Origin of the sequence: Luteimonas panaciterrae, from assembly GCF_020511115.1 — a bacterium.
GTDB classification, from domain to species: domain Bacteria; phylum Pseudomonadota; class Gammaproteobacteria; order Xanthomonadales; family Xanthomonadaceae; genus Luteimonas; species Luteimonas panaciterrae.
The window spans coordinates 1-14,500 of the sequence record NZ_JAJAVH010000017.1 but is presented as its reverse complement, the minus strand read 5'-3'; the positions used below and the strand labels follow the sequence as shown (position 1 = coordinate 14,500).

Genomic DNA, 14,500 nt, shown 5'->3' with positions numbered 1-14,500 from the left:
GGGAGCCGACCGTGAGCGCCACTTCAGAGTTGATCCACCGCTATTACGATGCCTTCAACCGCGCCGACTGGGACGCCATGCTCGCCTTGCTCGACGACGGCGTCGCACATGATCTCAATCAGGGCGAGCGCGAGATCGGCATCGACGCCTTCCGTGCGTTCCTCGGCCGCATGGACCGCAGCTACGCGGAACAGTTGCGTGACATCGTGGTACTGGTTTCGACCGATGGCACGCGCGCCGGAGCCGAGTATGTCGTGCACGGCACCTACAAAGTCAGCGACGAAGGCCTCCCGCCCGCGAAGGGCCAGCGTTACGTGCTGCCCGGCGGCGCCTTTTTCGACATCCGCGACGGCAAGATCGCGCGCGTCACCAACTACTACAATCTGCAGGATTGGATCGCGCAGGTATCCGCGTAATTCCCATGGTCGGTTCCAGCACACCACTCATCGAGTGTTTCCGCGGATCGGAAGTCGGCGCGTATCTGAAAGCGGTCGCGAAGCTGCGCATCTCCGTCTTTCGGACGTTTCCCTATCTCTACGATGGCGATCAGGCCTACGAAGAAAAATATCTGGCGACGTATGCGCAGTCGCCGGACAGCGTGTTCGTGATCGCATTCGACGGCTACGACGTGATCGGCGCTTCGACCGGCATTCCGCTGGACCACGACGGCGAAGTGTTCCAGCGGCCCTTCGTGGAACGCGGGATAGCGCCCGAGGATGTGTTCTACTTCGGTGAATCCGTCCTATTGCCGCAATATCGCGGACTTGGAATCGGCCATCGCTTCTTCGACGAGCGCGAATCGCATGCGCGGGCGCTCGGCCGCTTCCGCTGGACCGCATTCGCCGCCGTCGACCGCGCCAAGGACGATCCACGCCGGCCCGGCAATCACCGCGACAACGACATGTTCTGGCTCAAGCGCGGCTACCAGCGCCGACCCGGCATGACCATGCACCTGTCCTGGCGTGAAATCGGCGAAAGCGACGAGAGCGAGAAGCCGCTGACCTTCTGGCTGCGGCCGCTGGAGCCGGCAGCATGAAGATCGCCGTCGCCAAATATCCGATCGGAGCGCCGCGCGATTTCGAAGCCTTCGCGGCCAAGCAGATGCAACTGCTCGAGGCCGCCGCCGCGCAAGGCGCGGAACTGGCCGTGCTGCCGGAATATCTGGCACTGGAACTGGGCGCGAGCTTCGGCGACGACGTGCGTGGCGATTTGCATGCCTCTCTCGCCGCGTTGCAACCCTTGCACGCACGATGGCTGGAACTGTTCACAGGCCTCGCCTCGCGACTGCGCCTGCATGTGCAGGCAGGCAGCTTCCTGCTCGCGGCCGGCGACGGCCGGTATCGCAATCGCGCCTACTGGTTCACGCCGGAGGGCCGGCATGGCTTCCAGGACAAACTGCAACTCACCGGCTTCGAAAAGCAGGCCGGCGTGATCGAAGGCGGCGACGCGCTGAAGGTGTTCGAGTTCGGCCCGGTCCGCGCCGGCATTTCGGTCTGCTACGACAGCGAGTTCCCGCTGCCGGTGCGCGCGCAATGCGAAGCCGGCGCGCGCCTGATCGCGGTGCCGAGCTGCACCGACACGGAGGCCGGCGCCACACGCGTGCGCGTGGGCTGCCTGGCGCGGGCGCTGGAGAACCGTTGCTTCGTCGCGCAATCGGTCACCGCCGGCATGGCCGAATGGAGTCCCGCGCTGGATGTGAACACCGGAGAAGCCGCCGTGTACGCGCCGATGGATCGCGGGTTGCCCGCCGACGGTGTACTGGCACAGACGCATGGCGATCAGGTCTGGGCCTACGCCGAACTCGATTTCGCCGCGCTCGACGCCTCGTGCGCCAACGCGCAGGTGGCCAACGATGGCGACTGGGCCGGGCAGCTGAAACCCGGGTTGCGCAAGGCGAAGGTCGAGGCGTTCTAGCCAAAGGGGAGCGGCGCTTGGTCATCCGGGATGAATGGACGTCGCAACTTGTCTTGCGGCCTCCATCGGCCGGCTCCCGACTTTCCTCGCCGTGTGCGACACTGAGCAGATGACAATCGTTCTCATCGCCGTCGTCGCCTATTTGCTTGCGGCCCTGTTGCTGGTGCGCGGCGTTGCCCGCGGCGGGGAGAAGCGTTCGTGGTTGTGGCTGTTGCCGGCCGTGCTGGCCGCTGGCCTGCACGGCGTGTATCACCTGCTGGTATGGCGCAACGCCGGCGGCACGGACCTGCATTTCTTCTCGGCGCTGTCGCTGGTCACGCTCGGCATGTCGCTGCTGACCTTGCTGGTCGGCGCGCGCGGCAGCACCGCGGCGCTGGGCGTGGTGGTGTTCCCGATCGCCGCCATCATGCTGACCGGTTATGCCTGGTACGGGCACCATTTCGCCGAAGGGCTCGACTGGCGCCTGCAGCTGCACGCCTGGTGCGCGCTGCTCGCCTACGCCACGCTGGCGATCGCCGCGCTGCTGGCAATCATGCTGTGGGTGCAGGAGCGTGCCTTGCGCCGGCGCGAATTCCACGGCTGGCTGCGCGCGCTGCCGCCGCTCACCGAACTGGAAATGCTGCTGTTCCGCACCATCGCCGTCGGCTTCGTGCTGCTGACCGCGACGCTGCTGACCGGTCTGTTGTTCGTCCAGGACCTCTTCGCCCAGCACCTGATCCACAAGACCGTGCTGAGCGTGCTGTCGTGGCTGGCCTTCGGCGCGCTGCTGTTCGGCCGCTGGCGCTACGGTTGGCGCGGCGCGGTGGCGGTGCGCTGGACGCTCGCGGCCATGATCCTGCTGGTGCTGGCGTTCTTCGGCAGCAAGTTCGTGCTGGAAGTGGTACTGCGCCGGACCTGACCGGCCACCCCCTCTCGCACGGATTGCGGAAACTACGACTTCGCGCACGTCGCGGCCCGCGGGCGAGCCCGCAACATGCCGCACTCGGAATCACAGGGGAAAGGGATGACACGCACCAACATGACCACTCTCCGCGCGCTAGCGCTGTTCGGGCTGCTCGCCCTCACGCCGTTCGCTACCGTTCTCCTGACCACGGATGCCTCCGCCGCTGGCGCGCCGCCCAATCCGGCCAAGGCCACGCTCGAACTGGCGAAGAAGCAGTTCGCACTACCGCCGGGCGCGGCGATGGAATTGAGCATGCGCGGCAGCACCTCCCGGCCCGAGCAGGCGCGCGACGCGGCGGCCGCGTTCGCCGATGTCCCTTCCGATCAATCGGTCGTGCTCACCGAGGACGGCCGCTTCCGCCTGAAGACACGCACGCTCTATCCGGGATCGATCGTGTTCTCCTTCCTCACCGTAGGTTCGCCGCAAGGTTCGTCCACCATCGACGAACTGCAATGGCGCGATGGCACCGAGATCTCGAAGGAGGATGCCGCCAGCGCACGCAAGGATTACGCGGACCTGCTGTTCCTCTCCCCCGCGCTGCTGTTGCGCGATGCGTTGAACCGGAAACCCGTGAGCAAGCCGGCCGCCCGCAACGCGGAACCCGGTGCCACGCAACGCATCGAGGTGAGCTTCAAGGACGCCGCCGGCCGCCCGACCACGCTGACGCTGGATACCGCCAGCGGCCGCATCGAGTCGGCGACGTCGGGCACGCGCCGCTTCACCTACGTCGGCTATCAGAAGCAGAAAACCCTGCTGCAACCCACCCGCATCACCCAATACGACGGGGACAGGGTCGCGACGCGCTGGAACGACGTGACCACGCTCCTCATGCCCGCGCCTTCCCCGGAGGTCTTCAACCTGCCCGATGGCTATACCGAAGCCGCGGACCGCAGCCCCTTGCGCGCCACCGATCTTGGCGAAGGTGCCTATCGCATCGACGGTGCGCCCTCGGGTTACCACACCGGTTTCGTGGTGGGCGATCGCGCCATCGCGGTCTTCGACGCGCCGGTCAGCGTCGAGGAAGCCGAACAGGTCAAGGCCGTGATCGAGAAGGCCGCGCCCGGCAAGCGCATCGCCTATGTCGTGGTGTCGCATCCGCATGGCGATCATGTGGCCGGGCTGCGCGCCTATCTCAAGGACGGCATCGAGGTCGTCACCGGCCCAGGTGCCGGTGTGGCGCTGAAGCGCCAGCTGAGCGCAAGCGCGCAACTCAAATTGCGCGAGGTGAACAACACGGATGAACTCGACCTCGGCGGACGCACGCTGAAGCTTTACGCGATCAACAGCACCCACGCCTCGAGCATGCTGGTCGCCTACGCGCCCGCCTCCCGCACCGTGTTCCAGGGCGATCTGTTCTATCTGCCCGAAGTCGGTCCGGTCCCGCCCGCCTTCGACGGCGCCGGGGAGTTGTCGACACTGATCACCGCCAGCCAGGGGCTGTTCGTCGAGCGCATCGTCGGCGTGCACGGGCGCACCGGCACCCTCGACGATCTCAACCAAAGCCTGGCGTTGCGCAAGGGCGGAGGATTCGCCCGCTAAACGTCCGGGCGGGCAAACCCAACCTGAATGGGATGCTGCAATGCGGCATTCCATTGTTGGAACAATATTTGCGTTGACAAATATTGCACGCAGTATCAACATGCCGCGCCATGACGATCCCCCCCTGCCCAGTCGCCTCGACCCACTCGGGCCCCACCCTTGGCCTGCTGATCCGCCAGCTGCGCGACGGCATCTGGGAACGGATGGAGCACGAGCTCGCCCTCGCCGGCCATCCGTTGACCTTCAGCCAGTACGTGACGATCAAGAAGCTGGCGATGTCCACCAACATCAGCGTCACCGACCTGGCCCGCACCGCCGAGCTGAATCCAGGAGCCATGACCCGCCTGCTGGACAAGCTCGAGGCCAAGGGCCTGGTCACGCGCGTCGCCGATCCGGCCGATCGTCGCGCCCTCCACATCCACCTCACCGAGGCTGGGCTGAACATCTGGCGCGATATCAAGCAATGCGGTGAGCGCGTGCTCGAATTCGCCCTCACCGGCCTTTCCCGCGACGAACGCGATCAGCTGATGCATCTGCTCGAACGCGTCCGCCACAACCTTTCCCCCACGGGTGATTGAACTCAGGTGATTGAACTCATGCCCAGACATCTCGCGCTCTCTCCCTGGCGTCCAGCGGTCACCGCGCTGGCGGCCGCATTGTTCCTCGCCGGCTGCGCCAGCACGCACGGGCTCGCGCCCGAAGGCAAGCTGACGCAGGCCGACAGCCTGCAGACCTCGCGCAGCCTCGACGGCTTCAGCTTCAGCGATGCCGCCTTCCCCACCCAGGACTGGTGGACCGCGCTTGGCGATCCGCAGCTCGACACGCTGATCCGCGAAGCGCTCCAGGACAGCCCGTCCTTGGCCGCCGCCGACGCCCGTCTGCGCCAGGCGCAGGCGCAGGCCAACCTGGCCAATGCCGAACGCAAGCCCACGCTCAGCGGCAGTGCCCAGTATTCGGGCGTGCAACTGCCGGAAACCCTGGTAGAGCCACCGATGGGTGGTGAGTACATGGGCAGCACGGTGCTGATGCTCAACTTCAAATGGCCGGTCGATCTGTGGGGCGGCAAGCGCGCGCAGTACGAAGCCGAAGTCGGTGAAGCGCGCGCCACGCAAATCGATGCGCAGGCCGCGCGCCTCACGCTGTCCTCCAACGTCGCCCGCGCCTACATCTCGCTGGCGCAGGCGTTCGATGCACTCGATGTCGCCGATCGCGAAAGCAAGCGCGCTTCGCACTTGTACGATCTCAGCCAGCAACGCGTGAAGGCCGGGCTCGACAATCAGTTGCAGCTGCGTCAGGCCGAAACTTCAATCGCGTCCGCCAAGCAGCAGGCACAGGCCGCGCAGCAGCAGATCGATGCCGTGCGCAATGCGCTCGCCGCGCTGCTCGGCAAGGGACCGGATCGCGGGCTCGACATCGCCCGCCCGCAACTCTTGCAGGCGCCAACGCCCGCCGTGCCCAAGGTGCTGCCCAGCGAACTGCTCGGCCATCGCGCCGACGTCGTCGCCGCGCGCTGGCGCGTGGAATCGGCCAGCCGTGGCATCGACGCGGCCAAGGCTTCGTTCAAGCCGAGCATCAACCTCAACACGATCGTCGGCCTGGCTTCGTCCGGCCTCTCCGATCTTTTCAGCAGCGACGCCCTGCTCGGCCTCGGCGGCCCCGCCATCAGCCTGCCGATCTTCGACGGCGGCCGACTGCGCGGCAATCTGGCCAAGAGCGACGCGCAGTACGACCTCGCCGTCGCCAACTACAACCAGACGCTGGTGAGCGCGCTGCACGAAGTCACCGACGCGGTGCAGAGCGCGCGTTCGCTCGACAACCAGATCGTCGCCGCGACGCAGGCGCGCGATGCCGCGCAGGCGGCATGGAAGCTCGCCGATAGCCGCTACCGCGCCGGCATCGGCACGCAGCTCGATGTGCTGTCGGCGCAGCGTCCGCTGCTGCAGCTGGACCAGCAGGTCGCCACGCTGCGCGCGCAGCGCTACGCCACGACAGTCGATCTCGACCGTGCTCTCGGCGGCGGCCTCGTGCTCGCCGCGCCCGAATCGTCTTCTACTCAAGATATTGCGAAGGCCTCCACGCCATGACCACCGAACCCAATCCCCAAGCTTCCGCACCCGCCGCCGCGCCGGCCGCGCCGAAGAACAGCAAGCGCCGTCGCGCCCTGCTGATCCTCGCCATCGTCGTGATCGCGGCCGGACTCGGCTGGCTCGCCTACTACTTCTTCATCGCCCGCTGGCATCAGGACACCGACGACGCCTACGTCCAGGGCAACATCGTCAGCATCGTGCCGCAGACCTCGGGCACCGTGATCAGCATCGATTCCGACGACGGCATGAAGGTCGAGGCCGGTCAGCCGCTCGTGCATCTCGACCCGAACGATGCGCAGGTCGCCTACGACCAGTCCATCGCCAATCTCGCCAACACCGTGCGTCAGGTGCGTGGCCTGTACAGCACGGTCGATGCCGGCCAGGCCGATCTGCAGGCACGGCAAGTCGCGGTGGAACAGGCGCGCGCCGACGTGAAGCGCCGCGAAGGCCTCGTCGCCAGCGGTGCGGTTTCACGTGAGGAGCTCGCGCATGCGCGCGACCTGCTCGCCTCCGCCGAAGCGGGACTGTCGTCCTCGCGTGGACAACTCTCGCGCAGCCGCGCCCTCGTCGACGCCACCACGCTCAGCAAGCAGCCGCAGGTGGAAGCCGCGGCCTCACAGCTGCGTCAAGCCTATTTGAACCTGCAACGCTCCGCGATCGTCGCACCGGTCTCCGGCTACATCGCCAAGCGGCAAGTGCAGCTCGGCCAGCGCGTGCAGCCCGGCACCTCGCTGATGACGATCGTGCCGCTGGAGCAGGTGTGGGTGGAAGCCAACTTCAAGGAAACGCAGCTCGGCAAGATGCGCATCGGCCAGCCGGTCGAACTGCATGCCGATCTGTACGGCGACGACGTCACCTATGAAGGCAAGGTCGCCAGCCTGGGCCTCGGCACGGGCAGTGCGTTCTCGCTGCTGCCGGCGCAGAACGCCAGTGGCAACTGGATCAAGATCGTGCAGCGCGTGCCGGTGCGCATCGAGATCGAACCGAAGCAATTGGCCGAACATCCGCTGCGCATCGGCCTGAGCATGAGCGTCGACGTGTCGATCAGCGACCAGAGCGGCCCTGTGCTCGCTGCCGCGAAGCAATCCGCGAAGCCATTGTTCGCCACGCAGGCCTACGCCAAGCAGCTCGCCGACGCCAATGCCGTGATCACTCAGATCATCGAGCAGAACCTGCCGACGCGTGGCAGCGCCGCCGGTTCGCGCTGATTCGGTTCTGATCACTGTGCCCTGATCGCTTCGCCCTGATCACTTCGTACTGCGACCGCCATGTCCACAACCGCTTCCGCTGCCGCGCCCGCCCCCCAGGTCGCGTTCCGCCCGCCGAACATGGCGCTGACCACGATCGGTCTGGCGTTGGCGTCGTTCATGCAGGTGCTCGACCTCACCATCGCCAACGTCTCGTTGCCGACTATCGCCGGCAACCTCGGCGCCAGCGCCGACCAGGCGACGTGGGTGGTGACCTCGTTCGCGGTCAGCAATGCCATCGCGCTGCCGCTGACCGGCTACTTCACGCGTCGCTTCGGCGAACTGAAACTGTTCGTCTGGGCGACGCTCGCCTTCTCGATCGCATCACTGCTGTGCGGCCTGGCCGAAAGCATGGGCATGCTGGTGGTGGCACGCGCGCTGCAGGGCTTCGTCGCCGGCCCGATGTATCCGGTGACGCAGGCGCTGCTGATCTCGCTCTATCCACCGCATAAACGAGGACAAGCCATCGCGCTCCTGGCGATGGTGACGGTGGTGGCGCCGATCGCGGGCCCGATCCTCGGCGGCTGGATCACCGACAACTACAGCTGGGAATGGATCTTCTTCATCAACATTCCCATCGGCATCTTCGCCAGCACCGTGGTCGCAACGCAGTTGCGCGGCCGCCCGGAAGTGCTGGAAAAACCGAAGATGGACTATGCCGGCCTGATCTCGCTGATCATCGGTGTCGGCGCGCTGCAGGTCCTGCTCGACCTCGGCAACGACGACGACTGGTTCAACTCCACCCGGATAGTGATACTGGCGATCGTGTCGGTGATCGCACTGACATTCTTCGTGATCTGGGAACTCACCGAGAAGGACCCGATCGTCAACCTGCGACTGTTCCGGCACCGCAACTTCGCCAGCGGTACCGCGGCGATGGTGGTCGCGTATTCGGCCTTCTTCGCGGTCGGCCTGCTGGTGCCGCTGTGGTTGCAGCGCAATCTCGGCTACACCGCGATCTGGGCCGGTTTCGCCACGGCACCGCTCGGCATCCTGCCGGTGCTGCTGACACCTTTGGTCGGCAAGTACGCCATGCGTTTCGATTTGCGGATCCTTGCCACCTTCGCGTTCATCGTGATGGCGGCGACCAGTTTCATGCGCAGCTACTTCAATCTTGACGTGGATTTCCAGCACGTCGCGGAAGTCCAGCTGCTGCAAGGCCTGGGCGTGGCGTTGTTCTTCATGCCGGTGCTGACGATCCTGCTGTCCGACCTGGAACCGCGCGAGATCGCCGCAGGCTCCGGCCTCGCCACATTCGTGCGAACACTTGGCGGCAGCTTCTCGGCATCGCTGACGACATGGGCGTGGAACAACCGCACCACCATTCATCACGCGCAACTCACCGAGCACATCAGCGCCTACGATCCCTCGATGCAGGAAACCGTGGCGGCCTTCGGCCGCGGCGATCTGCAGCGCGGCGCGTTCATGCTCGATCGCATGATCACCCAGCAGGCGACCCAAATCGGCTTCAACGAGATCTTCCACCTACTCGGCATCATCTTCCTGGTGGTGATCGTGTTCGTCTGGATCGCGAAGCCGCCGTTCGTGGCGAAGGCCGCCGGTGCGGCGGCCGGCGGGCACTGAGCGACGCGAGCGGATACGAAAAGGGCCGGTTTCCCGGCCCTTTTCATTGTCAGCCCATGCTGCGCGGAGCGATGCGTTCGCGTTCGGGCTCCGGCGCCGCCACGGTCTGCGCGAGCGTCTGCTCGCGCGTGCGCGTGGCATCGATCTCGGCCACGCGCTGCGTGCTCTCGGCCAGCGGCGTGCTCATCGCGACGGTGGTGTCGACACTGACGCGGCGGTGCCCAGGATCATCCAGCGCGCCCTGCACTGCGAATGTGAGCTTGCCATCGCGACTGGGCACGACATGCGAGGCTTCGTTCAGGCCGAGGCGCGTCATCTCCACCGTGAGCGCGCCCGCCAATTGCTTGCTGTGCTCGTCGGACTGACGATTGAAGCTCGCATCCAGCCGATGCACGCCATCGCTGGCGCTGCGGAACGTGGCATGGCGCGGATGGCTCGGGTCGTCCAGCAACGCGGCGCGATCGCCACGCTGGTGCGAGCGCATCCGCTCCAGGGCCTCCGCTTCGAGCTGGCGCGTGCGGTAATCCATGCTCGGCAGCACGGTCTCCTGCATGAGATGGCGCTGCACCGCTTCACCGGCGGCGCCTTGTGCGTTGCCGAAGAAAATGCCGCTCTCGATGATGTTGCGAATGCCCGAAGGCGTGCTCGGATTGTGCGTGGCAACGGCACCTACCACGGTGCCCACCAGCGTGCCGCCCGCGGCACCCACCGTTGGGGCCATCGCGGTGGTGCGTTGCACGCGATCGCCAATCGCATCGAAGCCGGCGTTCACTGCATCGCCGGCACGGTTCGCCTCGCGACGGAAACCGGTACCGGCTTCGGCAGCACCGCGTTCGATCACCGTGGCGCCTTGTCCGGCCACCGTTCGGATGTCCTGCGCGGTATTGCGTGCGGAGGTGATTTCCGCGCCGGCCTGTTGCATCTGCGCCTGGCAGTACAGCGCGGTTTCGCGATCGCGTCCGTCGGCAAGGTCACGCAAGGATGGCACCCAGTTGCCGACGCCACGCAACAGCAGATTGGTGGTGGCGTTGCTCCAACGCGCGGCTTCGCATTGCGCCATGTCGACGCCGGCGGCGAGATTGCCGCCAACCAGTCGCACCTGCGCCGCCAGTTCGCCACCGGCGCGCACCTGCATGCCGGTGAGCTGACCGACGGTCTGTATCCCCGTCTGCCCCACTATGCCGGTGACCTGCAAGCCGGCCCGATGGCCGTCACCTAGAAGATCGAGCCCGCGCCCGGTCAGATCGCCGGCGGTGGCAACGCCTTCGCCAAGCGTGCGACCGGCACGCGCGCCGCTCATCGCGACGGAGGCGACATCCAGCAACGGCCTGCCGAACTGCGCGACTTCGCTCAGCGCCATTTCCCGCGGACGATCGACCAGCCGATCGCCCTGCCATGTCATCGGCGTGAGCAACGGCTGCGCGTGACCGGCCGCTACGGGCATGTTGCGCAGGCCCTGCTGTCCGGCCGGACTGGCGAGTTGCGTCACCAGATCGGCGGCTTCTCGCCGCGCGGTCTCGCTGTACGGCAATTGCTGGCGCAACTGACTGTCGAGCAGTTCACGCGCGCCCGGCAGCTGCGTCAGCGCGGCGGCCTGACTGGCGACATCGTTGAGCTGCTGCCGGCGCATGGCATCCATGCGCTGCACGCCCGTCTGCGCATCGGTCAGTACTTCGCCGGCCACTTGATATGCGGTGATGGAGCGCCCGGTGTCGTGTACGGCACCGCCATGCTGCTGCACGTACCGCTGCGCCGTGTCCGGATGCAGGCCGGCGGCATTGAAGGTGATGGTCGGTGCGCCGGTCACTGCCGAGGCGGCCGAGGCGAGGCCGCCGCCGAGGGAGTGGCCGGTGATTTCGAAATCCCTGCCTAGGCCACCACGATCTAGCGCCTTGGCAAGGGACATGGCGCGGTTGTAGTAGTCGGTCTCCAACCCCAGGCCCTGGCGGCCGTTGGTCACCCAGTCCTGCGTCTCGGAGTGGCGCACCACCGTCTGCCCGTTTTCGTTGGCGACTACTGGTCCGTTCGAGCCTTTGAACGCCAATACCGGCCGCGCGTCCCTACCCATGACATTGGGATCGGGAATGTAGATCTCGGCGCGGAACGTCGAATCGTTGGGCTGCAGCATGTCCCTGATGAAGCGGTCATCGAGGGGCATGCCGTAGCGCTCACGCAAGAGTTCCGGATGTTCGCTGGCCCGCAGCCAGCCGACCGGGGGCGCGCCGCGATGCTCGGCGGAGTCGTAGACGTCGGTCGCAAGGCCGCCCATCTCGCGGGCATGGTATTGCCGTTGCAGGGCGTCGGCGTGTTGGGTCAGGGCTGGGTCGCGATGGACCCTCGCCTGCTCGCGGAACTGGTCGACGAAATCGCTCTGCTGCTTCAGCAGCTGCGCCTTCTCTTCGGGAGTACGCGGTGCTGGCGACCCCACCAGCATGTCATCGGTCGGTCCGTTCGGTCCTGTCACTGCGGCTCCTTCCCCTGGGCAGCGTCATGCCAAAACTGGCATCCGGTAGCATCCCTGTCAATGGCTGGTACATTTGGCCCCAGCCGATCGTAGGGATGCGGGATGACAGTCAACGACCTCCGACGCCTCGCCTTTGCATTGCTGTTGGCCCCCCTGGTGGCCTGTTCAGCCCAGCCGGCGGCGGCGCCGCCCGCCAAAGGCGGATGGAACGCGGCCGCGGACTTCGAGGGGCCCGCGCAGCCTCTGATACGTGCGGTCGAGAAGCGGCGTGCCGACGAAATCCGGCGGCTGATCCGTCAGGGAGGCATCAATCCCGATCAAACCTTCACCGCCAACGGCATGCCACTGGTGGCCTGGCCGATCCTCGCACGCGACCTGGAAGGCTTGCGACTGCTACTGGAGGCCGGGGCCGATCCCAACGCGCGCCGGTACCAGACCGACGGCAGGCCGCGCAACAACGCCATGGTCCTCGCCGCTGGCGAAGACGATCCACGTTACCTACGCATGCTGCTCGACCACGGCGGCGATCCCAATGCCCTCAACAGCAACTACGAGCCGCTGACTTACGTCGCCTTCCTGCGCAATCGCTGGGAGAACGTGCAATTGCTGGTGCAGCGTGGTGCACGTATCGACCAAAGTCTGTCCGGCGCCGCCGGTTCCGACATCAACCTCGGTTTCGACACTGTGATGGGCTGGTACTCGGGACTGGGTGATTTCGACAAGGTCTACTGGCTGCTGGAACAAGGCGGCGACCCGACGCTGCTGCTGAAGAAACCACCCGGCAAGCAATGGGACTCCCAGCGTGGACGCATGCCTATCCTGGAAGACATCTTCTGGCTGCCCGTGCAGCCCCGCATGCTCGAATGGCAACGCAAGTGCCAGCAATTCGTGCTGGACAAGGGCTGGAAGCGGCCGCCGCTGCCTGATTTCCTGCGGGAAAGCCGCCGCGATCTCGGCTTGCCTGTCGACGAGAAGGACGCTCCGCCGAAGCCGTGAGAGTCCTCGGCGGACGATGCCTCAATTCGCCGCCGACAATGCGTCGGACAACCGTTCCGCAACGATGATCTCCATGCCCTTGTAGCTCCCCGCCTTCGGCGCATTCGCCTTCGGCACGATCGCGCGCTTGAAGCCGTGCGTGGCCGCTTCCCTCAAGCGCTCCTCGCCGTTCGGCACCGGCCGGATCTCGCCGCTCAATCCAATTTCGCCGAAAGCAATCGTCTTCTCCTGCAACGGACGATCACGCAGCGACGACAACACCGCCAGCAGCACCGGCAGGTCGGCCGCGGTTTCCTGCACACGGATGCCACCGACGACGTTGACGAACACGTCCTGGTCGCCGACGACGATGCCACCGTGACGATGCAGTACCGCCAGCAACATCGCCAGGCGATTCTGCTCGAGGCCGACCGCGACGCGGCGTGGATTCGACAGCGGCGAGGCATCCACCAGCGCCTGCACTTCCACCAACAATGGCCGCGTGCCCTCGCGCGTGACCATCACGCAACTCCCAGGCTGCTGCGCACTGGCGCCGGAGAGGAAGATCGCGGAAGGGTTGGGAACTTCGCGCAATCCCTTCTCGCCCATCGCGAATACGCCCAGCTCGTTCACCGCGCCGAAGCGGTTCTTGAAGGCGCGCAGCACGCGGAAGCGGCTGCCACTGTCGCCTTCGAAATACAGCACCGCATCGACCATGTGCTCGAGCACACGCGGGCCGGCGATGCCGCCTTCCTTGGTGACGTGCCCGACCAGGAACACGGCCGTGCCGGTTTCCTTCGCATAGCGCACCAGTCGTGCGGCGGATTCGCGCACCTGGCTGACCGAACCGGGCGCGGCGGTCAGCACTTCCGTCCACAGCGTCTGCACCGAGTCGGCGACGATCAGCTTCGGACGCAATGCGGAGGCCTGTTCGAGAATGCGCTCGATGCCGGTCTCGGCCAGTGCGTTCAATCCATCGAGCGGCAGACCGAGCCGTACCGCGCGCCCGGCGACCTGCGCCAGGGATTCCTCGCCAGTGACGTACAGTCCCGGCAGCACGCCCGCCATCTGCGCCAATGCCTGCAACAACAGCGTCGACTTGCCGATGCCGGGATCGCCACCCACCAGCACCACCGCACCCTCGACCAGACCACCACCGAGCACGCGATCGAATTCGCCGATGCCGGTGGAAACCCGCGCATCTTCACTGTGGCGGACATCCTTCAACGCCGTCACCTTGGGCGCGTCGACCTTCCCGGCCCAGCTGGAACGGCGCGCGGCCGGTGAGGTCGTCGCGGAGCCGAGCGCGATTTCGCTCAACGAATTCCAGGCGCCGCATTCGCCGCACTGCCCTTGCCATTTGCTGTATTCGGCGCCGCACTCGCCGCAGACATAGGCGGTGCGGGTTTTGCCGGCGGATTTGCTCGTGGGCTTGCTCATCAGGCAGGAGGCGCTTGTTCTGGGAATGGGAAACGAACGGCACTGTAACGGCAACGCGTCGCTCAGCGCGAGACGCGCCCCTCGTTCAGACTGCGCGAATATCGCGCTGCGCCATCTTCAGGTTCAGCTGCGACGCAAGTCGCCGACGCCCTGCACCGCGATCACGAAACACGCATTCCGCGAGGCAGCGTGCGATGCATTGACGACGCAATGTCATCGCCGCCGCCTAGACTTCCGGCTCCCCCAAACAAGCAGGTCATCCCCTTATGTGCGGCATCGTTGGTGCGATCGCAAATCGCGATGTGGT

Annotated in this window: 12 protein-coding genes; 10 read left to right on the top strand and 2 right to left on the bottom strand. The window is 66.1% G+C overall.

The window, feature by feature from the left end:
• The first annotated feature begins 11 nt into the window (after window positions 1–11).
• The 9 genes from LG367_RS16760 to LG367_RS16720 all read left to right on the top strand — a co-directional run bounded on the left by LG367_RS16760 (window position 12) and on the right by LG367_RS16720 (window position 9,314).
• Window positions 12–416: a ketosteroid isomerase-related protein gene (locus LG367_RS16760; protein WP_226470418.1), complete on the top strand. Its 405-nt coding sequence runs from the start codon at window positions 12–14 to the stop codon at window positions 414–416.
• Between the two features lie 5 nt (window positions 417–421).
• Window positions 422–1,036 (top strand): GNAT family N-acetyltransferase, encoded by a 615-nt coding sequence (locus LG367_RS16755; RefSeq protein WP_226470417.1) that lies wholly within the window; start codon window positions 422–424, stop codon window positions 1,034–1,036.
• A complete protein-coding gene (locus LG367_RS16750) occupies window positions 1,033–1,914 on the top strand; it encodes a carbon-nitrogen hydrolase family protein (protein WP_226470416.1) in 882 nt (293 codons plus the stop codon). The genes LG367_RS16755 and LG367_RS16750 overlap by 4 nt, the downstream gene beginning before the upstream one ends.
• Window positions 1,915–2,023: 109 nt before the next feature.
• Window positions 2,024–2,812, top strand: a complete 789-nt coding sequence (locus LG367_RS16745) for a cytochrome C assembly family protein (protein WP_226470415.1) — start codon at window positions 2,024–2,026, stop codon at window positions 2,810–2,812.
• A gap of 105 nt (window positions 2,813–2,917) precedes the next feature.
• Complete coding sequence (locus tag LG367_RS16740; RefSeq protein ID WP_226470414.1) at window positions 2,918–4,396, top strand: MBL fold metallo-hydrolase; 1,479 nt, start codon at window positions 2,918–2,920, stop codon at window positions 4,394–4,396.
• 110 nt (window positions 4,397–4,506) lie between these two features.
• Complete coding sequence (locus tag LG367_RS16735) at window positions 4,507–4,974, top strand: MarR family winged helix-turn-helix transcriptional regulator (RefSeq protein WP_226470413.1); 468 nt, start codon at window positions 4,507–4,509, stop codon at window positions 4,972–4,974.
• Window positions 4,975–4,992: 18 nt separating this feature from the next.
• Complete coding sequence (locus LG367_RS16730) at window positions 4,993–6,480, top strand: efflux transporter outer membrane subunit (RefSeq protein ID WP_226470412.1); 1,488 nt, start codon at window positions 4,993–4,995, stop codon at window positions 6,478–6,480.
• Window positions 6,477–7,691: an HlyD/EmrA/EmrK family protein gene (locus LG367_RS16725; RefSeq protein WP_226470411.1), complete on the top strand. Its 1,215-nt coding sequence runs from the start codon at window positions 6,477–6,479 to the stop codon at window positions 7,689–7,691. Before LG367_RS16730 ends, LG367_RS16725 begins: the two co-directional genes overlap by 4 nt.
• Before the next feature lie 60 nt (window positions 7,692–7,751).
• Window positions 7,752–9,314: a DHA2 family efflux MFS transporter permease subunit gene (locus LG367_RS16720; RefSeq protein WP_226470410.1), complete on the top strand. Its 1,563-nt coding sequence runs from the start codon at window positions 7,752–7,754 to the stop codon at window positions 9,312–9,314.
• A gap of 49 nt (window positions 9,315–9,363) precedes the next feature.
• Here the strand turns inward: LG367_RS16720 and LG367_RS16715 are convergent, their stop codons facing one another.
• A complete protein-coding gene (locus tag LG367_RS16715) occupies window positions 9,364–11,778 on the bottom strand; it encodes a Tle-like phospholipase domain-containing protein (RefSeq protein ID WP_226470409.1) in 2,415 nt (804 codons plus the stop codon).
• A gap of 102 nt (window positions 11,779–11,880) precedes the next feature.
• Between LG367_RS16715 and LG367_RS16710 the strand changes: the two genes are divergently transcribed.
• On the top strand, window positions 11,881–12,774 hold the full coding sequence (locus LG367_RS16710; protein WP_226470408.1) for an ankyrin repeat domain-containing protein: 894 nt from the start codon (window positions 11,881–11,883) through the stop codon (window positions 12,772–12,774).
• 21 nt (window positions 12,775–12,795) lie between these two features.
• Here LG367_RS16710 and radA read toward each other — a convergent pair whose 3' ends face one another.
• A complete protein-coding gene (gene radA / locus LG367_RS16705) occupies window positions 12,796–14,193 on the bottom strand; it encodes a DNA repair protein RadA (RefSeq protein WP_226470407.1) in 1,398 nt (465 codons plus the stop codon).
• Window positions 14,194–14,500: the final 307 nt, after the last annotated feature.